This window comes from Methanohalophilus sp. RSK (assembly GCF_003722075.1).
GTDB lineage: Archaea > Halobacteriota > Methanosarcinia > Methanosarcinales > Methanosarcinaceae > Methanohalophilus.
The window spans coordinates 121,521-148,145 of record NZ_RDSK01000013.1 but is presented as its reverse complement, the minus strand read 5'-3'; the positions used below and the strand labels follow the sequence as shown (position 1 = coordinate 148,145).

The 26,625-nt window shown below is 44.8% G+C and carries 25 protein-coding genes and 1 pseudogene; 11 read left to right on the top strand and 15 right to left on the bottom strand.

Translation table 11 applies throughout. From position 1 onward, the window contains the following. Positions 1 to 13 precede the first annotated feature (13 nt). Positions 14 to 793, bottom strand: coding sequence for a deoxyribodipyrimidine photo-lyase (locus tag EFE42_RS06765; RefSeq protein WP_233564757.1), 780 nt, complete (start codon positions 791 to 793; stop codon positions 14 to 16). A 124-nt stretch (positions 794 to 917) separates the two neighbouring features. Then, positions 918 to 2,039, bottom strand: a pseudogene (gene tnpB, locus EFE42_RS06760) (IS200/IS605 family element RNA-guided endonuclease TnpB). A gap of 319 nt (positions 2,040 to 2,358) precedes the next feature. Here tnpB and EFE42_RS06755 point away from each other — a divergent pair. Continuing rightward, positions 2,359 to 2,742 carry an OB-fold nucleic acid binding domain-containing protein gene (locus EFE42_RS06755; protein ID WP_123136531.1) on the top strand — a complete coding sequence of 128 codons (384 nt, stop codon included), beginning with the start codon at positions 2,359 to 2,361 and terminating at the stop codon, positions 2,740 to 2,742. Between the two features lie 41 nt (positions 2,743 to 2,783). Beyond that, positions 2,784 to 3,944 (top strand): sugar phosphate nucleotidyltransferase, encoded by a 1,161-nt coding sequence (locus EFE42_RS06750; protein WP_123136530.1) that lies wholly within the window; start codon positions 2,784 to 2,786, stop codon positions 3,942 to 3,944. Between the two features lie 56 nt (positions 3,945 to 4,000). On the opposite strand, the gene EFE42_RS06745 is transcribed toward EFE42_RS06750, so the two are convergent. Further along, positions 4,001 to 4,531, bottom strand: coding sequence for a peptidylprolyl isomerase (locus tag EFE42_RS06745; protein WP_123136529.1), 531 nt, complete (start codon positions 4,529 to 4,531; stop codon positions 4,001 to 4,003). A 34-nt stretch (positions 4,532 to 4,565) separates the two neighbouring features. Continuing rightward, positions 4,566 to 6,101 (bottom strand): radical SAM protein, encoded by a 1,536-nt coding sequence (locus EFE42_RS06740; protein WP_123136528.1) that lies wholly within the window; start codon positions 6,099 to 6,101, stop codon positions 4,566 to 4,568. A 91-nt stretch (positions 6,102 to 6,192) separates the two neighbouring features. Between EFE42_RS06740 and ilvD the strand changes: the two genes are divergently transcribed. Beyond that, a complete protein-coding gene (gene ilvD / locus EFE42_RS06735; RefSeq protein ID WP_123136527.1) occupies positions 6,193 to 7,854 on the top strand; it encodes a dihydroxy-acid dehydratase in 1,662 nt (553 codons plus the stop codon). On the opposite strand, the gene EFE42_RS06730 is transcribed toward ilvD, so the two are convergent. From EFE42_RS06730 to mtxX, 4 genes are read right to left on the bottom strand one after another with little or no spacing between them, the layout of a single operon-like run. Then, on the bottom strand, positions 7,855 to 8,424 hold the full coding sequence (locus tag EFE42_RS06730) for a hypothetical protein (RefSeq protein ID WP_123136526.1): 570 nt from the start codon (positions 8,422 to 8,424) through the stop codon (positions 7,855 to 7,857). A gap of 51 nt (positions 8,425 to 8,475) precedes the next feature. Beyond that, positions 8,476 to 9,408 (bottom strand): tetrahydromethanopterin S-methyltransferase subunit H, encoded by a 933-nt coding sequence (gene mtrH / locus EFE42_RS06725; protein WP_123136525.1) that lies wholly within the window; start codon positions 9,406 to 9,408, stop codon positions 8,476 to 8,478. A gap of 9 nt (positions 9,409 to 9,417) precedes the next feature. Continuing rightward, positions 9,418 to 10,002: a tetrahydromethanopterin S-methyltransferase subunit A gene (locus EFE42_RS06720; RefSeq protein WP_123136524.1), complete on the bottom strand. Its 585-nt coding sequence runs from the start codon at positions 10,000 to 10,002 to the stop codon at positions 9,418 to 9,420. Position 10,003: 1 nt separating this feature from the next. Continuing rightward, positions 10,004 to 10,846 carry a methanogenesis marker protein Mmp4/MtxX gene (gene mtxX, locus EFE42_RS06715; protein WP_123136523.1) on the bottom strand — a complete coding sequence of 281 codons (843 nt, stop codon included), beginning with the start codon at positions 10,844 to 10,846 and terminating at the stop codon, positions 10,004 to 10,006. Between the two features lie 88 nt (positions 10,847 to 10,934). Between mtxX and EFE42_RS06710 the strand changes: the two genes are divergently transcribed. Both EFE42_RS06710 and EFE42_RS06705 read left to right on the top strand, forming a co-directional pair. Beyond that, the gene (locus EFE42_RS06710; protein WP_123136522.1) at positions 10,935 to 12,404 is read left to right on the top strand and encodes a replication factor C large subunit; all 1,470 of its coding nucleotides are present in this window, start codon (positions 10,935 to 10,937) and stop codon (positions 12,402 to 12,404) included. Positions 12,405 to 12,467: 63 nt separating this feature from the next. Beyond that, a complete protein-coding gene (locus tag EFE42_RS06705) occupies positions 12,468 to 13,811 on the top strand; it encodes an NAD(P)/FAD-dependent oxidoreductase (RefSeq protein ID WP_123136521.1) in 1,344 nt (447 codons plus the stop codon). Here EFE42_RS06705 and EFE42_RS06700 read toward each other — a convergent pair whose 3' ends face one another. Beyond that, positions 13,812 to 14,606, bottom strand: a complete 795-nt coding sequence (locus tag EFE42_RS06700) for an ABC transporter ATP-binding protein (protein WP_123136520.1) — start codon at positions 14,604 to 14,606, stop codon at positions 13,812 to 13,814. A 120-nt stretch (positions 14,607 to 14,726) separates the two neighbouring features. On the opposite strand from EFE42_RS06700, the gene EFE42_RS06695 reads away from it, so the two are divergent. Continuing rightward, positions 14,727 to 15,488 (top strand): ATPase domain-containing protein, encoded by a 762-nt coding sequence (locus EFE42_RS06695; RefSeq protein ID WP_123136519.1) that lies wholly within the window; start codon positions 14,727 to 14,729, stop codon positions 15,486 to 15,488. Here EFE42_RS06695 and EFE42_RS06690 read toward each other — a convergent pair. Continuing rightward, entirely contained in the window at positions 15,485 to 15,892 is a 408-nt protein-coding gene (locus EFE42_RS06690; RefSeq protein ID WP_123136591.1) for a MarR family transcriptional regulator, read from the bottom strand. The two genes, EFE42_RS06695 and EFE42_RS06690, sit on opposite strands and share 4 nt — an antisense overlap. Positions 15,893 to 16,219: 327 nt before the next feature. On the opposite strand from EFE42_RS06690, the gene clpB reads away from it, so the two are divergent. Further along, a complete protein-coding gene (gene clpB / locus EFE42_RS06685; protein ID WP_123136518.1) occupies positions 16,220 to 18,829 on the top strand; it encodes an ATP-dependent chaperone ClpB in 2,610 nt (869 codons plus the stop codon). Positions 18,830 to 18,861: 32 nt separating this feature from the next. Here clpB and EFE42_RS06680 read toward each other — a convergent pair whose 3' ends face one another. From EFE42_RS06680 to artA, 3 genes are read right to left on the bottom strand one after another with little or no spacing between them, the layout of a single operon-like run. Next, positions 18,862 to 19,545, bottom strand: coding sequence for an archaetidylserine synthase (locus EFE42_RS06680; protein WP_123136517.1), 684 nt, complete (start codon positions 19,543 to 19,545; stop codon positions 18,862 to 18,864). A 3-nt stretch (positions 19,546 to 19,548) separates the two neighbouring features. Further along, positions 19,549 to 20,250 (bottom strand): phosphatidylserine decarboxylase, encoded by a 702-nt coding sequence (locus EFE42_RS06675; protein WP_123136516.1) that lies wholly within the window; start codon positions 20,248 to 20,250, stop codon positions 19,549 to 19,551. Then, positions 20,251 to 21,072: an archaeosortase A gene (artA, locus tag EFE42_RS06670; RefSeq protein ID WP_123136515.1), complete on the bottom strand. Its 822-nt coding sequence runs from the start codon at positions 21,070 to 21,072 to the stop codon at positions 20,251 to 20,253. A gap of 65 nt (positions 21,073 to 21,137) precedes the next feature. Between artA and EFE42_RS06665 the strand changes: the two genes are divergently transcribed. From EFE42_RS06665 to priL, 4 genes are all read left to right on the top strand, one after another. Further along, entirely contained in the window at positions 21,138 to 21,554 is a 417-nt protein-coding gene (locus tag EFE42_RS06665) for an NUDIX hydrolase (RefSeq protein WP_123136514.1), read from the top strand. Further along, positions 21,532 to 21,846: a transcription factor S gene (locus EFE42_RS06660; RefSeq protein ID WP_123136513.1), complete on the top strand. Its 315-nt coding sequence runs from the start codon at positions 21,532 to 21,534 to the stop codon at positions 21,844 to 21,846. Before EFE42_RS06665 ends, EFE42_RS06660 begins: the two co-directional genes overlap by 23 nt. Positions 21,847 to 21,929: 83 nt before the next feature. Beyond that, positions 21,930 to 22,667, top strand: coding sequence for a DNA polymerase sliding clamp (locus EFE42_RS06655; protein ID WP_123136512.1), 738 nt, complete (start codon positions 21,930 to 21,932; stop codon positions 22,665 to 22,667). A gap of 3 nt (positions 22,668 to 22,670) precedes the next feature. Beyond that, complete coding sequence (gene priL / locus EFE42_RS06650) at positions 22,671 to 23,726, top strand: DNA primase regulatory subunit PriL (protein WP_123136511.1); 1,056 nt, start codon at positions 22,671 to 22,673, stop codon at positions 23,724 to 23,726. 24 nt (positions 23,727 to 23,750) lie between these two features. Here priL and EFE42_RS06645 read toward each other — a convergent pair whose 3' ends face one another. Together EFE42_RS06645 and EFE42_RS06640 are read right to left on the bottom strand one after the other, a co-directional pair. Continuing rightward, positions 23,751 to 25,202 (bottom strand): homoserine O-acetyltransferase, encoded by a 1,452-nt coding sequence (locus EFE42_RS06645; protein WP_123136510.1) that lies wholly within the window; start codon positions 25,200 to 25,202, stop codon positions 23,751 to 23,753. Then, positions 25,199 to 26,503, bottom strand: coding sequence for an O-acetylhomoserine aminocarboxypropyltransferase/cysteine synthase family protein (locus tag EFE42_RS06640; RefSeq protein ID WP_123136509.1), 1,305 nt, complete (start codon positions 26,501 to 26,503; stop codon positions 25,199 to 25,201). Before EFE42_RS06640 ends, EFE42_RS06645 begins: the two co-directional genes overlap by 4 nt. Positions 26,504 to 26,625: the final 122 nt, after the last annotated feature.

Genomic DNA, 26,625 nt, shown 5'->3' with positions numbered 1-26,625 from the left:
GTAACCGATACTATCATTTTATTGAAGATTCAATATCTCGAGAAAGGAAATCAAGGTTTGGGTCATTACGTTTTTCAGCATAATCTCCCAGTCTGCCTGATATAAAATCGGACAGTTTTTTTCTGGCCTGATGAATTCCCCCTTTATATGCCGGAGAGGGCTTTACATTCATGTCAATATCCATACTTTTCAAGATCTGTTCAAAATCATTCGGATCCAGAGAGTCCACATCAATTGAGAGGGATGAATTGGCCAGAGTGGATAATTCAAAGGAGTGCATGAATTCATCAAGATGTTTATGGATTTTCTTACGCAGGGTGGCTGCCGACCATTCCTCCTTATCGGAAACAGTTTCCACCGGCACTATAACATTACTTTCCACCTGCGCAAAAGGACAGGAAATCAATGCGGCAAGATTCACACGCCAGCGGCGTTGTAATTTCTGGTAATCCTGATCGGTAATCAACAGGCTTGCATCCCGGGCAAACTCATGGACAACATCAACTGGATTTCCCTTCAACATTACAAATTGTATTCCCAGTTTTTCCAGGGATTCTTTTGTTTGGACCAGACCTTCAAACATGAATGTATAATGCCGCAGGTTAACTTCAGGATATTCTGTCAGGCAGAATAGAACCAACAAAGGCAAATCCATTTCATTTGCCTGCTGTATAGCAAATTCCAGTGCATGATTATACTCCACACGCTGGGAAGATTGCATCCAGTAGAGTACGTATGTTCCCCTTCCAATAGGCCCCTCATTGAGCCAGTGAATCCTTCCAGTATTTGCCATCAGAGGGAATTTTATCTCCTATCACGTGAACTACACCTGAGCTAAAGACTCAGGTGCTTCCTGCTTCATTCTTTGAACTTATGTTCACAAGTCCACAGGCTCTCCCCGTAGTCCCTACGGTGCTTCAAATATCTATCAAATTCTGTTTATTTAAGGCAAACTTCTTAATGTTGATTGCAGCATTGACATCTCTGTCATGGGATGCACCACAATAAGGACATTGCCATTTACGGTCTGCAAGTGTAATGTTTTTGTTATGATACCCACAGACATTGCATATTTTAGTAGATGGCTCGAACTGTCCGATACGGAGAATTGTTTATCCGTACCATTCTGCTTTGTATTCGAGTTTTGTTACAAAGGAAGACCACGATGCATCGGCTATATGTTGGGCAAGATTGTGGTTTTTGAGCATACCGGACACATTAAGAGTTTCTAATGCTACTGCTTGGTTCTCACTAATGAGCTTTGTCGAAACCTTATGCTGGAAATCGTGTCTTTGGTTGCTTATTTTTTCGTATATTTTGGCTATTTTTTGACGTGCTTTTTTTCTATTTTTTGATCCTTTCTGTTTTCGAGAGAGGCGTTTTGATAGAACTTTAAGACGCTTCATTGAGTTTTTAAGGTGTCTTGGATTATCGATTTTGTTACCATTTGACGTGATGGCAAAGTCCTTAATGCCTACATCTACTCCTACGGTATTATTTTCAGAAATCTCCGCTTTTTCTGGGATTTTCCGACTATCATCTACAAGAATACTAATGTAGTATTTTCCGGTAGATGTGCGTGATACTGTAGCGGTTTTCAGGTCTCCATCTCCATAGTGACGGTGCAAAATAGTTTTGACGCTACCTATTTTCGGAATGTATATCTTATTATTCTCAAAATCAACCTTGTAATTCTGAGGAACACTGTAAGCCTGTACTGGGTTTTTCTTTGATTTAAACTTAGGAAAACTCCTATTCTCTCTGAAAAATCGTGTAAAGGCATTATCGAGATTGAGAGTAGCACCCTGCAATGACTGAGAATTAACGTCTTTGAGCCATTCGTGCTCTCCGTCTCTCTTTAATATTGTAATCCCTTTGTTCAGGTCAAACCTTGAGATTGATTTTCCATCCTGTTCATAGGATTTGATTTTCTGTTCTAAAGCCCAATTATAGATGAATCTACATGCACCGAAGTGTTGAAAGAACTTCTCTTCCTGCTCTTTTGTAGGATACATTCTATATTTGTAAGCACTTAACATTCAAATATATATTAAAGTTAACTGTATTTATAGTTTAAGTTAATGAGGTGTGCCCTAGAATGATGGATACTTTTTGTAGTACCATTGGAAATATTAGCACGGAAGCGGCATTAGAATACATAAGGAATCAGGGATAATGGACGCTTACATCCCCTATGTTTCATTTTAAAGAAATGAAACTCCCATAAAATCTCCGATTTAATGCGATGCTAAAGACGTGGGGGGTTTACGCTCTGTTTATAAAAGACTAATTACCGATACAAAAATATTTCTAGATTACACACATTGGTCGAACATAGTTAAATAAACTGGGATTAGTATGGAGAAAGAAGAAAAGGTAATTGCAATTTTGCTGACAATGGCGATATTATCGCTGGCTGTAGCATATATCACCTATTTTCCCAACTCTTTTAACAAAACAGGTGAGCAGCCCTTAACAGATTCTACAGAAGTAGGGAAAACTGTGACAATCGAAGGAACCCTCTACAGTAAAGAAACCACATTTAATGGAAATCACCTGATTCTTCAGATAGATTATAATTCCGATTTGTTGACTGTATTTATACCGGAAGATAACGGTGCAATGAATATAGATTCACGGATAACTGTCGGGGATAAATTAAGGATAAAGGGAGAAGTGGATGAATATAAGGGAGAACCGGAGATCATAGTGGAAAATGAAAACGATATCAAGAAAATGTAAATCGGTACAATTTTAAGTCATAAAAAATATCATTCCTATACATGAAAGCCTGTATTATGTGTGGAGGAAAGGGGACCCGACTTAGGCCTTTAACTTTTGACAGACCAAAACCAAATATTCCAATCATCAACAAGGCGTCAGTGGTACATCTTGTGGAACATCTTGCAAAAGAAGGATTCACTGAGATAATTGTCACCCTGGGCTTCATGGGTGATAAGATCCGGGAGGAACTGGGTGACGGTAGCATGTTCGGTGTCCATGTGGAATATGTGTACGAGGAGAAAAAACTGGGTACTGCAGGAGGTGTGAAGAACGCCGAGAAGTATCTCTGCGATGAACCATTCCTGGTAGTGGGGGGCGACCACGTCATGGATCTTGAACTCCGTACTATATACAGGTTCCATGAGCACAATGACGCAATCATTACTATTGGTCTGCTATCCATAGATGATCCACGGGAATTCGGTATCGCGGATATGGATGTGAACAACCGGATAAATCGATTCCTTGAAAAACCCGGGCCGGGAGAAATATTCAGCAATCTTGCAAGCACGGGTATATACATGTGTGATCCGGAAATCTTCAAGTGGATACCGGAAAACCAGCCCTACGATTTTGCCAAGGACCTATTCCCAGCACTGATGGCAGAAGACAGAAGGATCAATGGTTTGCTTGTGCGAGGGCACTGGACCGATGTGGGCAATCCGGCAGCCTATCGCCAGGCACAGCGCTGGATGCTTGAATCTATGCCGGGAACAACTATTGAAGGTCACTTCAACACAAAGGATTCCCGTATAAACGGACCCCTCAAAATCGGAAACAATGTGGTAATCGGTTCCAACACCGCAGTTGTGGGGCCAGTGGTGCTCGGTGAGAACACAACAATAGGTGACAATGTCCTGATCGGCCCATATACGACGATTGGTTCTAACTGTGTCATCAAGGACGGCTGCAGGGTCCTTTCATCCTACATATTCAATGATGTGACCATAGGAAATAATTGTAACACTTCGGGTACTGTGATTGATAACAATACCGTGATTGGCCAAAACTGCAGCCTGGAAAACGGGACCGTAATCGGACCAAGGGTAAATATCGGGAATAATTCGACGGTCCATTCCAATGTAAAGGTCTGGCCGGACCTGACAATAAAAAGTGGGTCCATAATACAGGAAAATATATTAAACCCTGATTATGGTTAATTTGAAAAAGAGAGATTGAGTATCCTGAGCGGATATTCAATCATTTAATATTACTTTTATTCTTCTATGGAAACCAGCGTAATATTAAATCTTAGTGTTTCACCGGCCATAGGATGATTGAAATCAATCATTGCTGCGGTGTCATTAACATCGACAATAACTACCTGCTGACCATAAGCGGTTGAAAGCCGGTCGCCTATTTGGTATGGTGTCGTTTTATTGGGTAAATCATCAAGGGGTACTGCCCTGACAAGTTCTTCTTTGTAGGGACCATATGCCTGTTCAGGTGGAAGCTCCACTGTCTTTTGTTCCCCGACAGCCATTCCCTGCACTGCACTGTCAAAACCTTTGATCATACCCTTGCCTCCCAGCGTGAAACCCAGGGGTTCGTATGTTCTGGCAGGGTTGTGTATACCCGCTTCCAGAGCAACTTCTTCTATGGAAGTATCGAATACCGTACCGTTTTCAAACTCACCAACATAATCCACAGTGACATTGTCTCCTTCCTCTGCAACTTCAGCAGAAGTCGAGCAGCCACTTATGAGAAGAATTGCGGTAAGTGCTAAAATAAATAGTAGTTTTCTCATGCTACGACTAATTTATTATTAATGATAAAACTTGTCATTCACGAACCACTGTTGCTGAAATGGACCTGAAACCGTGACCTGTTACCCTCACATCAACAAATTCACCCAGGGGAAGTTTTTCTGAGATACCTACAAGTATCGGATAGGAACCCATCTGCCTGCCAAAGGTACCCACCGAACCCTCCCCCCATACTTCACAAAGCACATCCTTAAGTACAGTTCCCTCGGGCACGACCCTCTTCAGCATAGGTAAATCAATATCCTTGCGGACCTTTTCCTTGTATCTCAAAAACATTTTCCGGTTTTTTGTCACGGGTAACTCCTGTTCTGCTGCGGGAGTACCACTAAAAGGCATAACCTGACGAATGTTTATCCTGCGCACCAACAGATCATTATCCAGGATATTCTTCAAAAAATCGTAATTCAATCCGAAGGTTTTCTTTGTTTCTCCTGCAAGACCGTGGACAAAATTAAGTCCGGGAAGCAGATGTGAAAGACCATTGGAGCCTCTTATGCTTCCAATATCATTCATCAATTTTACAGCTTCAAATACATCATCTGGCATTGCTTTGAGATTGTTGGCCCTGATTACAGCGGGATCGGCACTTTCCATACCCATGGCTGCTACATCCCCGGGTGTATGATATTTCAAAATGGTCTTCATTATTTTACTACATTCATCCGGATAGGTGGCTATAGTGGCCGGATTGGCATTGTCCATATGCAGTACCTCCAGCCCCGGAGCCACTTTCCGGATTCCCGAGTACAGGGATTCAAGCGCCTGCGGATCTGGCCTCGGGAGAGGATCCCCGCAATCCACTGCATGATAGGTGAAAAGATCAGGCTGGCGACCCAGGCGGAAATACAGGGCACCTTCCCTGTAAAGACTGGCGGCTTCAGCAACGACCTCCTCCACGGGACGGTAGGTTGATGGGCCATAAAAAAATTCAGTACAAAAAGAACAGTGAGTAACCCTGCCACATCCGCGATAGGTTTCCATCTCACACATTATATTCGGGAAATCCGGATGCCTCCTGATTATAAAGACACCCTTGCAGGCCCATCTGCCAATCTCCCCAACCGTACGCATCCGGTGTTCAACATTATCAGGGTCCTCGATGCAAGGGCCGGGGCCAATTATATCATGTACAAATGCCTCGATGTCCTGTCTTGCAACAAATACATTTTCATCAGCCATTTCAAGGGTTGACGCTGCCATGCCCCCTTCACTGCTGTAGCCCAGGCGTATAGGGCCACCGATCACCTTCACACCCGAAGCAGCCCTGCACAAGTATTCGATTTCCTTCAGGGTGATGGGTGAGGAGCGCAGGTACTTACCGGGGACGGTCATTCCCGATAAGATAACCACAAGATCAGCCCGACCAAGCAGGGCAAGGTCTTCCCGTTTACTGTTCCTGATACCGTCTATTGTAAAATAGGATATATCGTCCTGACCGATACCACGCTCAACCAGGGCTCCCGCTATATAGCGTATGTAGGGAGAAATATAAGGAGGAACTCCGAAACATGCGGGTTCGTCAACATAACCGTCTATGATTGCAATTTTCATGGATATCGTGGACCTTCCTATAAGGACAAACAGAAAGCTTACTTATATTTAATGATTCATAAATATGGAGTACATATCCAGAGGTTTCCACATGAGAAGTGACAGTATCAAAAAAGGGACAGAGAGGGCACCCAACCGTTCCCTCCTCAGAGCTACAGGAGTAACCGATTCAGAAATGGAAAAACCGTTTATCGCGGTGGTAAATTCCTGGACCGAAGTTGTACCCGGTCATATTCATCTTGATAAAGTATCCGAAGCCGTCAAAGCAGGCATACGCAATGCTGGCGGAGTGCCTTTTGAATTCAATACCATAGGCATATGTGACGGTATTGCAATGGGACATGAAGGAATGAAATATTCCCTCCCCAGCAGGGAAGTTATCGAGGATTCGATCGAACTCATGCTCGAAGGCCACCGTCTGGACGGCATGGTCATGATTACCTCATGTGATAAAATCACACCCGGCCACCTCATGGCTGCCGGCAGACTGGACATTCCGACTATCGTCGTAACAGGAGGACCTATGCTACCCGGTTTTTCGGGAGACGAGCCACGGGACCTGGTCTCTGTATTTGAGGGAATCGGGGAACACCGCACCGGCAAAGCCACAGCCGAACAGCTGAAGGTACTGGAAAATGTATCCTGTGCGGGTGCCGGGTCATGTGCCGGGATGTTTACCGCCAATACAATGGCATGTATGACCGAAGCGCTGGGACTTAGCCTGCCCGGCTGTGCCACAGCCCATGCGGTAGATGCCAAAAAGATCCACATCGCCAAGGAATCCGGAGAACGTATCGTGGCAATGGTGGATGAAGGGTTGTCAGCACGCAAGGTGGTCAGTCTGAAATCTTTTGAGAATGCGATCATGGTCGACATGGCGGTAGGCGGGAGTACCAACACAGCCCTGCACCTGCCGGCTATTGCCCATGCATTCGATATGGAACTGCCCCTGGATACATTTGATCGTCTGGGTCGCTCAATCCCACACCTCATCGGATTGAGACCGGGTGGCAAATATCACATGATCGACTTTGAAAGAGCCGGTGGTGTGCATGCAATAATGCAGAGATTGAAATCAAAACTCAACCCCGGAGAAAAAACTATCACCGGAAAGACAGTTGGAGAAAATATCGACGAATACGTGATCATAAATCCTGCCATAAATAAGAAGATTATCCAGACCCTTGAAAACCCCCTCCATCAGGAAGGTGGACTGGCAATATTGAAGGGGAATCTCGCCCCGGAAGGAGGGGTGGTCAAACAGGCAGCTGTTGAGCCCGAAATGATGCAGCACAAGGGCCCTGCAAGAGTCTTTGAAAGCGAGGAGGGAGCCATGCATGCAATCCTTGATAATGACATCAAACCCGGGGATGTTGTAGTAATCCGTTATGAAGGCCCCAAGGGCGGCCCCGGAATGAGGGAGATGCTCTCCCCAACTTCGGCAATTGCAGGTATGGGACTTGCCGATTCAGTTGCCCTCATCACAGATGGCAGATTCTCCGGTGGAACCAGGGGGCCCTGTATCGGTCATATATCCCCGGAAGCCATGGAAGGCGGACCAATTGGCCTTATCGAAGAAGGGGACATGATAGAGATCGATATCCCTGCAAGAAAACTGGAGATTCTTATCGATAAAGAAGAGATGCAGAAAAGAAAAGAAAATTTCAAACCCCTTGTCAAAGAAGTAAAAGGCTATCTTGCCCGTTACAGGAAGTCCGTAAGTTCTGCCAACAAGGGCGCTATCAGGGAATAATCAGCTACGTTGAACGCAGGTGCCGTCTTCTTTATCCAGAATGGAGATGGTACCTTCCCCGCTCATATCTTCAATACTATTTTCAACTTCATCTTTCGGATAGCGCACCGAAAGCAGGCTTATAAGAACTTGCTTTTTAATTATCATACCATCAGGAAGATACTGGAGTATACTCTGTTTAAGAGGAGAAGGCGCTTCGTCCACGGAGATCACTTTTTCATTATTCCTTATCCTTTTCATTTTAGTATAGAACGGATCATTATCCTGTTCACCAACTTCGCCGGATTCAGGGTTTGAAGCCCCTACAGGTTTTTCATCCGAAGATAAAGTATCGGCCACAGAAGAAGGAGGGACTGGATCTGTCGAGGAAGTGCCTGCTATGTGGTCCTCAATGGATTTCAATCTGTTTTCAATTGACATGAGTTTTTGAGCCATCAAGCCTGGATCATCGATTGTCTTTTCAGGATCAAGGGCTTCTTCGAGCAAACTGCGTATAAAATTGTCACTATCCGGCATCAATTCCAGTTTCGCAAAGAGGTTATCAGGAATGTCAATTTTCAATTGTCTCATATGAATCCCTTCATTAGTATAGACCATTGATTTATGTACAAAATAATATAATCAGACCAACCTGTTAAATGGATGGGAAGAAGCAGGTTCTATTTCAAATTCTTCGGCCGATTCATAGATCATGATATCTGACATCGCAGCCACCGGGAATATGTAAGGTGCATTCTCAATGGGGCCGTAAAGTACAAAATTTCCGGCTGCAACCTGCTGCATTACAGCAGATGCGATATCACACATCTTAAACACAAGGGGATCGTGTTTCTTTTTTTCCCTGAGCCATTCCCAGGAAGAAGGAGCGTTGTGAATTCCCGACCCTACCGGCAATCCCCATTTTGCCTTGGCTGCCAGCGTAATCCTCAGGCTGACCCCGGAACCATTGCCCATAGGAGTTATCCCCGGATCAATCAGTATATTGCACATCCCACATTCCAGAGCAATATCGATCAGGCCTTTATCCATTGAAGAAGTACCGGACTCCAGAAGTTGCATCCTGCCTTTGAAACCTGAATCCATGGCATTGAAACCCAGAACTATGGAACTGTCTATATCTGAATCTTTTAACACCTTGCGCTCCTTTTCACCGATTGTCATATTTATGGAATTATAGACTGCCCTGTCCCCCAGGCCGATCTCGCTCACATATTCTGCCACAGCCATCCGGGCCAGCGGGTCGGGGGAATCGATAAGGAAAGGAGAATCCGTAATCTCACTGACAAAGTCAATATAGTTGCGTAGGGCTTGTTCTGTATTGCCGAATATGTGCACCAGGCAGAGATTACCGGTTTCATCAGATGATGCACGCTGGGAATTGAGCAGGTCCTCTGCTATTTTGCGATCAAACAGCCCTTCATTCGCATCCTCCACGATATCATGTCCTTCGTAGAATATTGTGCCTGCAAGGGCTGTGGGCAGTTCACCGGGATTTCCTCCAATTTTCACACCGGCAATATTGGCAATTTTTTGCTCTTTTTGGAACCTGAACATTTGAAAACCTCAAGCAATCTCGTAAATTACACCGGAAAAAGCATCCATAACCACTTTTTCACTGATAAGTACATCAGCACCGATGGATTCTGGTGCCTGATATTTCCTGACAGCTTTTCTAAAGGATATCGGAGAAGCTTCAAAGGGTTTCTCCGAATCATGATAATTGTTAACAATCGAGCATATTTCATCAAGATCAGTAAGCCCGACACGGTCTATAAGTTCCACCTGTTGCCGGAAACGCTGAATGGTTTCAATTTCCAGGTTCTCAATAAAGGGAATCGCCCCCTCTGAACCCAGAATCCTGCCATCTTCATCAATACCGTTTTCGTAAAGGGCTTTCAGGGTCTGCCCGGCAAGATGGCCCCGGGATTCAGCACCACAGAGAAGCACGTACCTGATATTACAGTTGGATACAACATTCATTACAACTTTCTCAGCCCCCAAGTTTTCCGTTTTGCAACTACCCCAGATCGCTGCTTTTTTTAACAAAGGCATCGAACTTGCAAGGGTTACCACGGCAATACACGATTTGGGATTGCCTGCACTGAAATCCCCTTTTGTAACAGGCCATTTTTCTGAAACTGTATCCAACTTATACAACCTCCCTTTTGTTGGAAACAAGAGCTGCGGCAAGCATTATGGCCAGGGTATAATGGCCGCCCACGCGGGATGTGTCAATAAATACATGCCTGTCCATGAGTACGGGTGCCCCAATTCCATTGCCCCCACCCAGAAATACAAGTGAGCGGAAGATAAGATTGCCTGATATGCCATCCGGGGCAAGGATAAAATTAGATTCCCTGATGGCATCCTCTACAAGGATCGTGTAATGTTTCGCACCGATTCCTGCATCATTTAACCGGTTTGCCAGGAAATCCGCATCTGCCAGGGTGCGATCCACACGCTCATCACGACCAAGATCTCCCATACGCCCTCCGGACAGGATTCCAACTTCAGGTTCAATACCAAACCTGCGGATATAGGCAGCACTTCTTTGTACAAGCTCGATTTTATCGGAAAGGGAGTGGCCTTCATCAATACCCACAGGTGCAAGGAAAAAAGGATTATTGTCATGAGTTAGCAGGAAAGCAACCCTGTATAATTTCTCAATGCCGAGTACCTCTTTGAGGTGAGACAGGGTGCCTGAGGCTTTTGCCGTACCTCTTACAGCCGCATCAACGTCCCCGGATGCAAGCAGACTGCCGAGAACTTCTTCCGGTTGTGGGGTGTCAATCACTTCAAGGTTTGTTCCGATCGCCGATATATCACGCTGGTCGCCTACAAGAACCACCCGGGCATAGCCTTCAACCTGGGCTTTTTCTGCACTCTGGATCAGTTTGGAAGTAGGATTGCGCACACCCAGTGCAACCCGGGGACAATTATCAAGAGCCCTTGTACGTATGATATCCAGCAATCCGTCTGTCTTTTTCTGCATGGGCACCCTCATTAATATGCAAAGTTAAACAATCAACAAACAACACAATTATTAATTAGTTTTCGCTTTAATGTAGGTGAGGTCACAGATGACAATAGCGCAAGATTGGGCAGAAAAATACCGTCCTACCAAACTGGCAGATGTTGTGGGGAACAATAAACCCCTGCAGGCCCTCCGTGACTGGAAAGAAGAATGGGAGCACGGAGTTCCTGAAAAAAAAGCAGTCATATTGAGTGGACCTGCCGGTGTTGGAAAGACATCAGCTGCCCATGCCCTGGGAAACGAGATGGGGTGGGAAATTATCGAGATGAACGCCAGTGACCAGCGGACTGCCGGAATTATCGAGAAAGTGGCTGGTTCTGCTTCACGCATGAGTACACTTACGGGGATACAGAAGCGCCTCATAATACTTGATGAAGCAGATAATATGCACGGATCGGCCGACAGGGGTGGGACCCGCGCCATTACGAATGTGATCAAGAAATCCAATCAACCCATTATACTCATCGCCAATGACCTGTATGCTCTCTCATCAACCCTGCGTTCTCATTGTGTGAACATAAAATTCAATTCCATCCCCCAGCGTTCCATCCTGCCTGCTTTGAAAAAGATATGCAAAATGGAAGGGATAATGTGTGGCACAGGCGTGCTGGAAAAAATCGCTGAAAATACAGGCGGTGACCTCAGAAGTGCCATAAAAGATTTGCAGGCAACAGCAACTGATAAAAAAGAGATAGAAGTTGTGGATGTCACCACAGCCGAAAGGGATACAAAGGAATCTATTTTCAAAGTACTTACCAAAGTGTTCAAAGGCAGAGAGCCGATTGAAGCCTACAGGGCAACTTTTTCCCTGGACGAAACACCTGAAGACCTTATTCAGTGGGTAGACGAGAACCTGCCCAACCAGTATCTGAACAAGGATGAAAAACTAAGTGAAGACATAACAGCAGCCTATCACAACCTTTCAAGAGCTGATACATATCTTGGCAGGGTACGATTGCGGCAGAACTACGGACTCTGGAGATATGCCGGATTTCTGTTAAGCGGAGGAACGGCAGTGGCAAAGAAACACTCTCATTCCGGTTTCCGCAAGTTACAACCCCCATCCATGTGGAGACGTATGGGCCAACTGCGCTCCAAACGAAACATGAGGGATAACATAGCTGCAAAAGTGGGCTTACATTGCAATGAACCAATCCGGGATTGTCGTATAGACCTGCTTCGGATGTATGGCCTTTTGCTCAAAAACGAGGACTATGCAGTTGATGCAGCATATTCTCTTGAACTAGATGTAGATGAGATTGCTTACCTGACGGAAAGCAAAAGGGTGACCAAGAAAATCCAGAAAATCTATGATGCTTCCCGGGAAATGATGCATGAAAAGGAAGATGAAGATATCGACGTATTCATGCATGCTCCTGAAAAAGACAGGGGACAGTCAACCCTTGATTCCATGTTTTCAGAAGGAAAAGACCCTGCAGAAGAAAATCAAATGGACGGAAAGGAAAAGGATAATCCAAAACCTGCCAAATCCCAGAAGACTCTTTTTGATTTTTAAACTTATATTTGCGATAGCCATTTATCTTCCAACCGCCTAATTTTCCCCTAAGAGTTGAAGGAAATGGCCAGAGAATATGACATTATCATCATTGGGACAGGCGTAGCAGGCACTGTTTGTGCGAACAAGGCAGCTGCGGCAGGTATGAAAATCGCGATTACAGATATCAGGGAATATGGCGGGACATGTGCACTTCGGGGATGTGTGCCAAAGAAAGTACTTGTGGGTGTTGCAGAAACCGTTGAACAGGTTAATCGTTTCAACAAACTGGGAATCATGCCACAGTCTTCCGTGGACTGGAGTAAGTTAATGGACTTTAAGCAAACGTTTGTGGAAAATTTCCCCAAAAACAAGGAAGAAAAGTTCAAAAATATGGATATTGACACCTACCACGGGGGAGCAAAATTTGTTTCTCAAAACGAAGTGAAAATAGCAGATACAGTCCTTAAGGCCAAACACATTCTGATTGCACCCGGCTCAGTGCCCCGAAAAATTGGAATCAAAGGCAAAGAAAACCTGGTAACAAGTGAGCAATTTCTCAATCTCGATGAATTGCCCGGTAGAATTGTTTTTGTGGGCGGTGGATATATTTCGTTCGAATTTGCCCATATCGCTGCCCGGGCAGGAAGCCAGGTAACTATTTTGCAAAGAAGTGAAGTGCTCAAACACTTTGACAGGGATATGGTCAAATTGCTGGTAAAGGCTTCCGAAGAAGCCGGCATAAATGTCAATACCGGTGTCTCGGTCAGCTCTGTTGAAAGTACTTCTGCAGGATTTACTGTGAAGACCAGAGATAGCGAGGGCAAAGAATCCCGGATCGAATGTGATCTTGTAGTCAATGGTTCCGGTAGGATTGCAGCCCTTGAAGGCATGGAACTTGAAAAAGGGAATGTTGAAACCAATGACGGGTTCGTGGAGACAAATGAGTACATGCAAAGTATCTCCAACCCTTACGTATATGCAGCCGGAGATTGTGTAAAGCCCGGAGCTCCTTTAACTCCTGTTGCAAGTTTGCAGGGAACTACTGCAGCAGACAATATGATAAAAGGAAATGTCAAGACAGTGGATTATACCGGCATTCCTTCCACGGTATTTACCCTTCCTCCCCTCTCAAGTGTAGGTGTTAGCCTGTCCGAATCTACTGACAGGTATGAAGTCCTCATTCATGACCGCAGCCCTTGGTATAACAGCAGGCGCCTGTCGGAAAACTATGCGGCCTCAAAGGTTATCATAGAAAAAGAAAGCCAAAAAATTGCAGGCGCCCACCTACTGGGGTCTCATTCAGAAGAAGTAATTAATCTCTTTGCAATGGCAATAAGGCTCGGATTGACGCTTTCCGAGTTCAAGAGAGTGGTTTATGTCTTCCCCACAGTCAGTTCAGAAGTACAGTTCATGATACGTGGATAATCACCAGGCATGATAGTAACCATCCTTAGAGAAAACCTGCAGCTGTATTCCAAATATATCAGACAGGTTTTCTGCAGTTAATATTTCAGCCGTTGGCCCGTCCCTGTATACCCTTCCTTCACTGAGCAGGACCACCCTGTCAATTTCAGGAATCAGGTCTTCGAGATTATGTGTCACAAGAATTATGTTTTTACCTTTTGAAGCAATAGTGCGCATGGACTGCCTGAAAATATGCCGTGCCCTGAGATCTAAGCTGTTTGTAGGTTCATCCAGTATCAGTACATCCGGGTCATGCACAAGTGCCCTGGCAATCAGTAGCCTGCGAGCCTGACCTGTTGACATTTCGTTTATGGGACGTGAGGCAAGATGCTCAATACCAAGAAAGCCTAGCACATCATGGGCCCGCCTTTTCATATCCCCGGTAATAGTATGATTGCGATACAGGCCTATACTGCTAAAAAACCCGGATACCACCACCTCGATTCCCGGAATATTACGCATATATTCGTCCTGCAAGTCACCGCTTATTATACCCATTTTGTTGCGCAATCCGAAAATGTCCCAGCGTTCTTTTCCAAATAAGCGGACAATCGTCTTTTCAGAATGAAGAGGACGTAGATCTCCTGTAACCGTTTTGATAAAAGAGGATTTTCCCGCTCCATTAGGACCTATAATCGCAACATTTTCCCCATTTTTTATTTTAAGAGAGAAATTGTCCAGCAATCTGTTGCCATTTTTGCAAACTGTGACATTTTCCATTTCAATTATCATTGGTTTTACATTTTTCTTTTCCATGTATTACACAACAACATTTGAATAATTCATAAATTTTTTCTGGACTATATATCCTGCTATACACAGATATCCTAAGATATATATCCATATAAAAATATACTAACCTATGGAGGAAATGATATGGGGATGGAAGACAGTACTTTCTCAACACATCAATCAGGAATGATTCCCAGTGGCATAGAGGGGCTTGATAATTATCTGGAAGGTGGTATAGCAGAAGGAACTACAGTACTCCTGATGGCAGAACCCGGGGCGGGATCGTCTCTTTTTGTACAACAATTTGCATACGGTGGAATCGAAAACAATGAATATGTCCTGTTTTTTGACAGTGAACAAAGACCGGAAATGATAAATTCAAATATGGCCCGTTTCGGGATGAATATATATCCGCATATCGGCAAAAATATCAATATTATTGATGTCCACAAATATCGTGAGCAGGGACGTGAAGATGAACTTTACAATAAGTACCTGAGGGATACGGACATAAATCCTATACTTGGAGAAATGTTATCGGAAATCACCGAAAACGAATCCGAGAAAAAATGCCGCACCATTGTTTATTCACTATCATACTTTATACGCCTGGCAGGCATGGATCCTGTAGTTGAAGCTATTGAATCGCTATCAAAGAGAGGGGACATAAATAAATCGGTCAACTTTCTCCACATTACCAAAGGAATGCACGGGACAACTGTGGAAAACACATTAAAACAGGTTTGTGATACTGTGATTGAACTTCAGGTGGAAGAGAGGAGTTTCAATGTACAGAGAACAATATTTATCAGAAAACTCTACGGCTCCATTGCGCCGGATAATTTCCTGCCTTATTATATAGGAAAAGAAGGAATTAAACTGGATACAACAAAACGTATACTTTAACGGTTCCTGATACCTTTTTGCCTGTCAATCTCCGAAGCGATGGTTTCCAGTTCATCAAACATGCGCTCGGAGTCTTTGCGCATTTCATGTACTGCTGCCTTCAGGCTTCCCCCCCTTAGATAAAGCAGACGTTTTTCACGGTAAACAAGTCCTGCCTTTACCAGATTCCTTACATGGTGATTAACACGGGAGAGATTAATGCCAAGAGCCTCAGCTATCATTTCAGATGAAACACGTTCATTCTCGGCAATGTTATCAAGCAAAGTCATTACGATCTGGTTTGCCGTGTTTTCTATATCCCTTCCCGAAGACAGGCCAAAGCTATTACATAACCAGTGTAAATCCTTTTCAGGGTCCTTTTCCCTGGGTTTTTCCAGATTTACCAGAATAATCTGCCGGCTCATAAGAGATGATTTACAGAATAATAGTATATAAAAATAACTGTGTTTTGTAGATATGATATCTACAAAAAGCATATAAAATCCATAAAAAACAAAAAGTTTAAATAATAGGCTCGCCCTTAAGATTCCGTACTGACCGGGTTAGTCTGAAAAAGGTCAGGAGGAAAAAGATGAAAACGCACCTGCCATTATAATCTGATGGCAAGGAGCAAGCCCTGCTATCTTGCAGGGCTTTTTTTTGAGGCATTACACTTCGGGGGGAATGTCTTCAGAAAAACACTCCAAAAGTATAAAGCCCTGAAATATTGAATTAAATAATGGAGGATCAGTATGGACCTGAATAATTTCACACAGAAAGCCCAGGAGGCAATACAAAATTCCCGAACCATTGCTGCAAGATATTATCATCAGCAGATTGATTCGGAGCATCTATTCCTTTCCCTTCTGGAACAAAGGGAAGGACTTGTGCCTTCTTTGCTCGACAAGATGAACATTTCCAGTGCAATGGTTAAAGAACAACTCGAAAAACACATGTCAGGGCTTGGGCAGGTATCAGGTCCGGGAAGCGAGAATGTCTACTTCACCCAGAAAGCCATCCGGGTACTGGATAATGCTGCATCCCTTGCGAGTAAGATGAATGATGAATATACCAGTGTAGAGCATATACTGGTAGCCCTGGCCCGGGAAAGGGGGAGTTACAGCAAGGAACTGCTCGAGGAATTCGGAGCAGATGAAGAGCGCCTGAACCAGGCGATCAAGGAAATCAGGGGGAATCGCAGAGTGACATCAGAAAACCCGGAGGATACGTATGAACCTCTGGAAAAATACGGCATCGATTTTACAGAACTTGCCAACCAGGGTAAACTTGACCCCGTAATCGGCAGGGATCATGAGATCAGGCATACGATAGAAATTCTGTCCCGCCGCAGGAAGAATAACCCGGTACTGATCGGAGAGGCAGGTGTGGGTAAGACTGCCATTGTAGAAGGACTGGCACAGCGTATTGCAAAAAAGGATGTCCCCGATGCAATGAAGAATAAACGTATAGTGGCCCTGGACATGGGTTCACTGGTTGCAGGAGCCAAGTTCCGGGGAGAATTTGAGGAAAGGCTCAAGGCAGTCCTGAAGGAAGTAGCTGAATCTGAAGGCCAGATTATACTGTTCATCGATGAATTGCATACCATTGTAGGAGCAGGAGCCACTGAAGGTGCAATGGATGCAGGCAACCTGCTCAAACCTATGCTGGCCAGGGGGGAACTGCACTGTATAGGTGCAACTACCCTTGATGAATACCGGAAACACATCGAGAAGGATGCAGCCCTGGAGCGCAGGTTCATGCCAGTGATGGTGAATGCTCCGGATGTTGAGAACACAATCTCTATTTTGAGGGGTCTGAAAGAGAAATATGAGGTTCATCACGGAGTAAGGCTCAAGGATAGTGCCCTTGTAGCAGCTGCTGTCTTGAGTGATCGGTATATCTCGGACCGATTCCTGCCTGACAAAGCCATAGACCTGCTGGATGAGGCAGCATCCAAGGTGAAGACTGCCATCGACAGCAAACCGGCCAGTCTGGATGAAGCTGACAGGAAACTGATGCAACTTGAGATAGAGAAGGAAGCCCTGAAAAAGGAAAAGGATGCTGCTTCAAAGGAAAGGCTGCAGAGCCTGGAGAAAGAGATTTCAGAAATCCGGGCCGAATCTGACGCAATGCGCACTCGCTGGGAAAACGAGAAGGCCACTATTGCAAAACTGAACAACCTCAAAGAGCAGATCGATGATACCAAGACCCAGCTGGAACTGGCAGAGACAGAAGGCGATTTTGAAAAGGCATCCCGCCTGAAATACGGCACTCTGGTCCCCCTCCAGCATGAATATGAGGAAGAGGAAAATCGTCTGAAGGAAAAGCAAACCAATATGCTTCTCAAGGAAGAGGTGGACGAGGAAGATATTGCACATGTAGTAAGCGAGTGGACCAGAATCCCGGTTACCAAACTCATGGAAGGAGAAAGGGAAAAACTGGTGCATCTGGAGGATCGCCTGCATGAAAGAGTGATCGGCCAGAACGAGGCAGTAAAAGCCGTTTCAGATGCTGTGATCCGTGCCCAGGCGGGAATCAAGGACCCTCGTAGGCCAATCGGCAGTTTCATCTTCCTGGGACCTACCGGTGTGGGTAAGACCGAACTCGCCAAAGCCCTTGCAACCGAGCTTTTCGATAGCGAAGATCATATGATCCGCATTGATATGTCCGAGTACATGGAAAAACATACAGTTGCAAGGCTTATCGGTGCTCCGCCGGGATACATCGGCCATGAGGAAGGGGGCCAGCTTACCGAAGCCGTACGCAGGAATCCCTATTCGGTAGTCCTGTTTGATGAGATCGAAAAAGCCCATCACGATGTATTCAATATCATGCTCCAGTTGCTCGATGACGGTAGATTGACCGATTCAAAGGGCAGGACTGTGGATTTCAAGAATACGATCGTGATCATGACCTCCAATATCTGTGTGGATTACGCCATCTCCAAACTTGAAGAAGGAGTTGCCTACAACAAGATGCAGGAGACGGCCATGAACGAACTCACCAAACACTTCAGGCCGGAATTCCTCAACCGTATCGACGAGATCGCCATATTCCGCGCCCTCACCAAGGACCAGCTGACATACATCGTGGACATCAAGATAGAGGACCTCGTGCAGAGGCTCAAAGAGCGCAGGATCGATCTTGAAATCACCGACCGGGCGAAGAAATACCTTGGGGATGCAGGTTACAGTGAGACATACGGTGCGAGACCACTGAAAAGAGTCATCCAGAACGAACTTGAAACCGCGGTAGGCAAACGTATTGTCAGTGGAGAGGTGATGGAATCCGATACTGTTGTTGTCGATGCCGATGAGCAAGGCCTTAACTTCGAGGTCAGAAAGGGAGAAGAACATACATAATCTCCCTTTTTCTTTTTTAGAACTAATTGAACTCATTTTTCATAATACTGCCTGGGAATCCTCATGATCGGAGATTCCAGATACAGCATCAGGGACAAAAACAAAATCGTGGAGAATATCCACATATAGGAATTAAGCAGGAAATAGGACAGTATTGTTGAGAAAAAGAGTATTGATACAGCACCCATGGCCCTGGGACCGCGAAGTTTGGGATAAGGATGATCACTGATCATTAGATAGCACAACAGCACGACCAGGCCGAAGATTACCCAGCTATAGATATACCGGGGGGCAAGCAGGGCATAGGATGATAAAACCACAGCAGAAGCCGTGATTGGCAAACCTTCAAAATCCAGGATAGTTTTTTTCTTAGTGTTGAAGCGGGCAAGTCGCAATATCCCACATACCAGATACATGCAGGCAAAAACACCCGCTGCGTATCGCAGGGTACCTGATATATCTAAAAAGATCAGGCATGCCGGGGCCACTCCGAAAGAAACAGCATCTGCAAGGGAATCAAGGAATTCCCCCATCGGGCCCTGGCTAATAGTACGTGCCAGATAACCATCCATCCCATCGGCTACAGCAGCGACCAGCACAAAAACAAAACCCAGCTCAATCTGTCCACTAAAGGCCGCGAAGATAGCTAAAAGTCCGAAAACAGCGTTTGTTAATGTCATTATGTCCGGCAGGACCAGATCTTTGAAGATATCCATCCATTACCTCTCATGATGTGGGGTTTTTGCAATTTTGGTATCGCCTGCATACACCTTATCCCCTTTACTGACACAAATATCAAATCCTTCAGGGATAGTAACATCCACCCGGGATCCCAGCCGTATTATTCCAATCTTTTCTCCCTGCAGGATTTCATCCCCTTCCTCCACATAGGTAACTATCCGGCGTGCCAGGAAACCGGCTATCTGGGTTACTTCAATTTTTCCTACGGATGTCTGCAGCAGGATATTTGTTCTCTCATTGCGTGAGGAATCCTTGGTAAATGCCGGCAGATAGCTTCCTTTAAAGTGTTTTACAGATAAAACTTTACCGCAAAAAGGAGCGCGATTGACATGAACATTGTTAAGGTTCATGAAAATGCAAACCTTGCGCCCCCTGATATCCGAAATTTTACCATCGGCCGGGGCAATGATACAGCTTTTACAGAGAAGGGAATCCCGCTTAGGATCGCGGAAAAAGAAAACAAAAAATACTGTCAGCAAACCAAACCCAAAAGTGGAGTAGAGGAATATTTGCCAGACGGAAAACTGGCTCAAAAATAAAGTATTTCCGCCCAGCAGGGGCATATCCAGCATAGATTGAACGTTAAATATCTGCAATCGCGAAGTTACATACATAAACCCCATTGCAATTGTGAGCAATGAGGTCGTAAAAACCCAGCTATGAGAACCTTTTGCAAGCATTTACCTGTTTCCTGCAATTTTATCAATAATGTCCTTTAACCTGAATCTTGAAAGGGACACAAGTCCATCAATCAGATCGAAGAGCTGGGGAAGAATCTTCAAAACAGCATAGCCAATTACAAAGAGGGCTACCGCCGAACCCATCTTGGCAATCATATGATGGGCTATCTCAAAACTTTCTGCTCCAAACCATTGCTCCCCATAAGCTATAATTACAAAAACATCACGAAAAATATTCAGTATATAGATAACCGGTACTGAAACCATAAATGCCTGGAACAATTTAGAAGCGGGCGCCTTGACAGAAACGATAAGGCCGCTAAAAAGGGCAATACTTTCAATAGCAGTGCAGGCAAGGATGATCTCCACTGTATAGCCGTTGTAGGATATCAGGTACCAGGAATCCTGAGTAACTTGATAGCCCAGAACACCAAGAACCCAGGTGATGTTATCCGTAACGGTAGCAATAATCCAGTAATTAAGTGAAGGCAACTGAGCAAAAGGAAAATAAAATAGCGAACCTATTGCAGTCGCGCTGGTCACCATTGAAGTGATATCCAGATTCGCAACCGGCAGGGTCTTTGATCTGTATTCATCTACCATCGAGTAAGCCATCATAAGACAGAAGCAGGCAATCATTATTGTAAGGAATACATTGAAATAATCGTTAATTTCCATGTAATGGATTGGCTGGTAAGCCCAGTGCACACCAAAAGTAATCCATCCAAAAGCGCCTATCAGTTTACGATAGGATAATTTACCGGGAAGAATAGCTGAAAGAATCATTAATCCTATTGCTATCAATAAAATGTAGTCTGTCATTTTGGAAGCACCTTAATAAGTATCCAATCTTAATATAGTATCTATCCTATTAAGGTTTTGTCAGAATGAGACCGAAAACACCCCTACTAACAGTTGATGGCGTAATCATATTAAACGGGAAGATAGTACTTATTAAAAGGAAAAATGAACCGTACAGAGGATCGTTTGCCCTGCCGGGTGGTTTTGTAGAGATTGGTGAAACCACAGAAGAAGCGGTAAAGAGAGAAGTAAGGGAGGAAACGGGGCTTCTAATCGAAATACTCAAATTGGTTGGTGTATATTCAGACCCTTCCCGTGATCCCAGGGGCCACACAGTATCCGTGGCCTACCTTGCAGTAGGCAAAGGCGAACCAAAGGCAGATACAGATGCTGCAGACGTTGGATGTTTTAAGCCCAACAACCTGCCCGAGCTCGCTTTTGACCACCAGCGGATCTTAAATGATGCAGGAGATGATATTGATGGAATTTTGTCCAAAATGTAAGAGTATGATGTTTCCCAGAGACGGGGACCTTAAGTGTCGCAAATGTGGATATGAGAAAAGCAGGGAAGAAGGCGCAGAAAATATGGTTTCGAAAACCAAACGTGATGAACGTGAGGTTACAGTGCTTGAGGAAAATGTCGATGAAGGGTTACCTACAACACTTGTCCAGTGTCCGGAATGTGGAAATAACAAAGCATACTGGTGGATGCGACAACTACGTTCGGCAGATGAATCGGAGACCAGGTTCTTTAAATGTACAAAATGCAGTTATACCTGGAGAGAATATGACTGATATCCTCCGACAAAATAAAAACTTATATAACCTGTCGCGTATAATGATTTTCAGATTTTAATATAATCAGGCGGAGCGACAAAATGTTAGAGGCAACAATTGATGCATCACTTCTGAAAGATTCCATTGAATCATTATCTGTATTGGTTGACGAAGCCCGAGTACACATCTCACCCGAAGGTATAGGCGTGAAAGCTGTGGACCCGGCCAACGTTGCCATGGTCAGCTTTGAACTTCAGGCTGATGCCTTTGATGAATACCAGGCAGAGGAAAGCGAGATTGGCTTAGATCTTACAAGAGTACTGGACATATTGGGTGTCGCAGAAAAAACGGACAAAGTGAGGATGAAACTGGAAGAGGATTCCAGGAAACTCTCCATAAGCATTGGCGGAATATCATATACACTTACATTGCTTGACCCATCTACAATCCGCGCAGAACCCAGGATCCCCCAGCTTGAACTGCCTGCAGAGATCGTTGTGAACGGTAAAGGATTCAGCAGGACCATAAAAGCAGCCGAGAAAATAAGTGACCATATGTCAATGGGAGTTGAAGGAGAAACCTTCTTCCTGGAAGCAGAAGGCGACACGGATCGTATGCGTCAGGAAATGCCCCGTGATGAACTGATAAGCATCACTCCGGGACCTGCACGATCATTATTTTCCCTGGATTACCTTTCTGACATCGCAAAACCTGCCTCAAAATCCAATGAGGTAACCCTCCAGATAGGTAATGATTTCCCTATCAAGATCAATTTTGAAATTGCAGGTGGAAGGGGTAAGGTCGGATATCTGCTGGCCCCCAGAATAGAGTCTGAGTAAATTATGGAAAGGGCAGAACTTGCACTGTACCCCTTTACATCCGCCGCTTCGCAATATGTCGGAGAACTGGATTTTGATCTGGACCGCCTTATAAATTCAAGGGCGTTCCAATCAGCCAGACTCAGGGGTGAGGAAAGATTAATCCAGTCTCTTACCTCGGGCATCAGTAAACCCTCCCTTACAAATACAGATGAGGGACGGGTACTCACAGAACTTCTTTCCTACCCTTATGCAAGAATACTCGTATCCTGCCTGAACGATCCCTACCTTAACCGTAAATATTCTCATGCTGAAGCCGAAGCTGCATATTCCCTGCTGTTAGAGAGAGAAGATTTTTTTCTCAGGGAAATAGGAGAAGAATTCGGAATCCATGCCAAGCAGCACGAAAGAGGCTTCCATTTACATTTTGCGGATTTCTTGAAATATTCCACAACCCTCAAAGCAATTGAGTGGAAACTGATAAACCAGAGAATGGTACATGGCAACGTTTTTGTTGAAAGAAAAGATTTTGCCCGATTGTTGCAGGAAGCAATAAAAAAAAATATTCATGAAGGCCTGCCCCTCAAAGTTCCCGAAAAAACCTGTACAGATTGTTCAGGCGCACTATCAAGATTGAAGGAACTACTCCAGCAAAAGAAAGGTGATATTGAAAATGGACAGACAGGAGAAGTAGACAGTAAACTGTTCCCTCCCTGCATCAATTATGCCATCAATAATGTTCGTACAGGGGTAAACCTTGCTCATTCAATGCGTTTTGCAATGACTTCCTTTTTGACAGGTATTGGCATGACTGTGGATGATATAATCAACATGTTCAATGTATCCCCGGATTTTGATGAAGAAAAAACACGCTACCAGATTGAACATATTGCCGGATCCTCAGGTACAAAATATACTCCTCCCTCATGCAGCACCATGAAGACCTACGGCAACTGTCATGGGACCGATGACCTCTGCAAGAGAATCAACCATCCCCTGAACTATTACCGCAGGAAAATGTGGTATAAGAAGAAATTCAAAAAGCCTGCAAATACAAAAGAAAAGAAAGGGACAGAGTAACCGGTATAAATCACAGCACTCGTCTCACTTTGCACCCCTTCCCACCATTGCACTGATGGTATCACTGGAAAGGATTCCCACAAGACAACCTCTGTCATCAACCACGGGAAGGGCTGAGATTGCATGATCTTCCATTACAAGAGCTGCACTTGAAACATTTTCATCCGGATGGGATGTCAAAATTTCCCGTGACAATATGTTTTCGATGGAACTTGTTTTATTAGCAACAGCCCTTGTGATATCCCAGGAAGTCACTATACCCGTAATACGGCCACTTGCTGCCAGAATCGGAATATGTGTTGCATTTTTCAAAATCATTAATTGTGCCGCCTCTTCCAGCGTGCACCCTTCATGGAGAGTCGATACGTTCTCCGACATGACATCTCCCACAGTGAGATGGCCCAGGAAAGTGGATAGAAGATAATTTAATTGCCCCTTTTCCAGCAAAAAGGCATCATGGCCAAAATGTGAAATGAGTTTACGATACTGCACACTTGTATCATTGGAACCCAGCGCCTGGACTATTTCCTCAGACTGGTATGAAGGATAAAGCCAATCCGAAGATACAGAAATAACCATAAATTCTGTTTCTATATTGCTGAAACCTTTAACAAGGGATTGACCTTCACTCAGGTCAAAGTTGTCAATCGCGCCGGTAAGATAGAGATAGGAATTCGGATCAAAACGGGTAGTGAAAGTATCTCCCTGATGATGCAGATAACTTTCCACCTGGAACATCTCATTTTCCCTGATATCCCTTCCAAACTTATCATGCATGGAATCATCACTCAGGTAAGTGATGTGTCCGATCATGCGTGCAAGGGAAAGGCCCTGTTTGGGCAATTCCCCACCATAATAATCCCCATCATTCCAGTAGGGGTCCCGAATTATTGCCTGTCTTGCAACCTCATTAAAGGCAATCTGCTGGGGCGAGGAAATTGCTGTGGATGCAAGTACAATGGCTTTTTTCATGAAATCCGGATAGGAAACAGTCCATTGCAGGACCTGCATACCTCCCATGGAACCTCCGGCTATGGCATAAAGGCCGGAAATACCCAGATTATTAAGCAATGTGTGTTGCAGGTTTACCATATCTTCAATAGTGATACGGGGAAAAGACAGGCCATACGGCAGACCGGATTGGGAATTGGTGGAGGCCGGACCTGTTGTTCCCTTACATCCCCCAAGGACGTTAGAACAGATTACAAAATATTTATTAGTATCAAAAGCTTTCCCGGGCCCAATTACAATATCCCACCAGCCTGGTTTCTTGTCACCTTCATGCAACCCGGCAGCATGTGCATCGCCGGTGAGAGCATGGCAGATAAGAATCGCATTGGATTTGTCATTGTTCAGCTTGCCGTAGGTCTCATAGGCTACAGAGACATTACTCAATTCATCACCGTTTACAAGCCTGAAAGATTCTTTTAGACGATGATGTTTTGTTTCAACATAACCTACGGACCTCTCGGTCATACATTTACCTCGTTCAACGCCTGGTCAAGGTCTGCTATCAGGTCTTTTGCATCCTCGATACCAATGGCCAAACGGATGTAATCGGGCGTAACACTGGTACTAGCCTGTTCTTCGGGGGTAAGCTGCTGATGGGTGGTGGATGCAGGGTGCACGACCAGACTTTTTGCATCCCCGATATTGGCAAGATGAGAAAATAGTTCAAGATTTTCTATAAATTGTTTCCCTGCCTCAAATCCTCCTTTGATACCAAATCCCACTATAGGTCCGAAACCTCCTTTGAGATACCTTGCAGCCCTTTCATGGCTGACATGGTCTTCAAAGCCCGGATAATTCACCCATGCAACTTTCGGATGGTCTTTTAGGAAACGGGCGATCTCAAATGCATTTTCAGAATGCTTTCTCACACGCAGGAATAGGGTCTCCAGTCCTTGCAGGAAAAGGAACGAATTAAAAGGACTTACTGCCGCTCCCAGATCCCTTAACCACTGGACCCGGGCCTTCAGGACAAAAGCAACGTTACCCATTTCCGGAACATCCTTGAACGCATCCCAGTATACAAGACCGTGGTAGCTAGGGTCGGGTTCTGTGAATTCAGGGAATTTACCGTTACTCCAATCGAAATTGCCGGAATCTACTATGACACCTCCAATAGAGGTTCCGTGGCCGCAGATATATTTGGTGGCTGACAGGACTACAATATCGGCACCGTATTCGATGGGTTTCACAAGCCCGACACCGACTGTGTTGTCCACGACCAGCGGGATACCGGCTTGGTGGGCTATGGCCGCAATTGCTTCAAAATCCGGGATATCAAGTTTGGGATTACCTATGGATTCGATATAGATCGCCCGGGTATTCTCATTGACAGCCTGTCTGAAGGCTTCCGGGTTAGTGGAGTCCACAAAAGTGGTCTTCCTGCCCAGTTTGGGGAATGTGTGATTGAACAACTGGTACGTCCCTCCATAGAGGTTATCACCAGCCACAATCTCATCACCCAGCTGAGTTATGGTCAGCAGGGCAAGGGAAATGGCCGACATTCCCGAGGAAACCCCTAAAGCACCTGTTCCTCCTTCCAGGGCTGCCATCCTTTTTTCAAAGACATCGGTGGTAGGATTCATCAGGCGGGTATAGATATTTCCAAATTCCTTCAGGGCAAAAAGATTTGCCGCATGTTCTGTATCATCAAAAACATAGGCCGTGGTCTGGTAGATGGGAACGGCCCTTGAACCCGTGGTTGGATCCGGCTCCTGTCCTGCATGTATGGAAAGGGTCTCCGGATCATAATTATGTGATCTGCTCATTGTTTATACCTCAATTGACATTAATGTTATATTTTACTGCTATTCCCCTAAATGCATCTGAAAGGTAGTCTATCTTTTCCCTGCTGAGACCATTAGATATTCATTATGTAGCCTATTTTTAG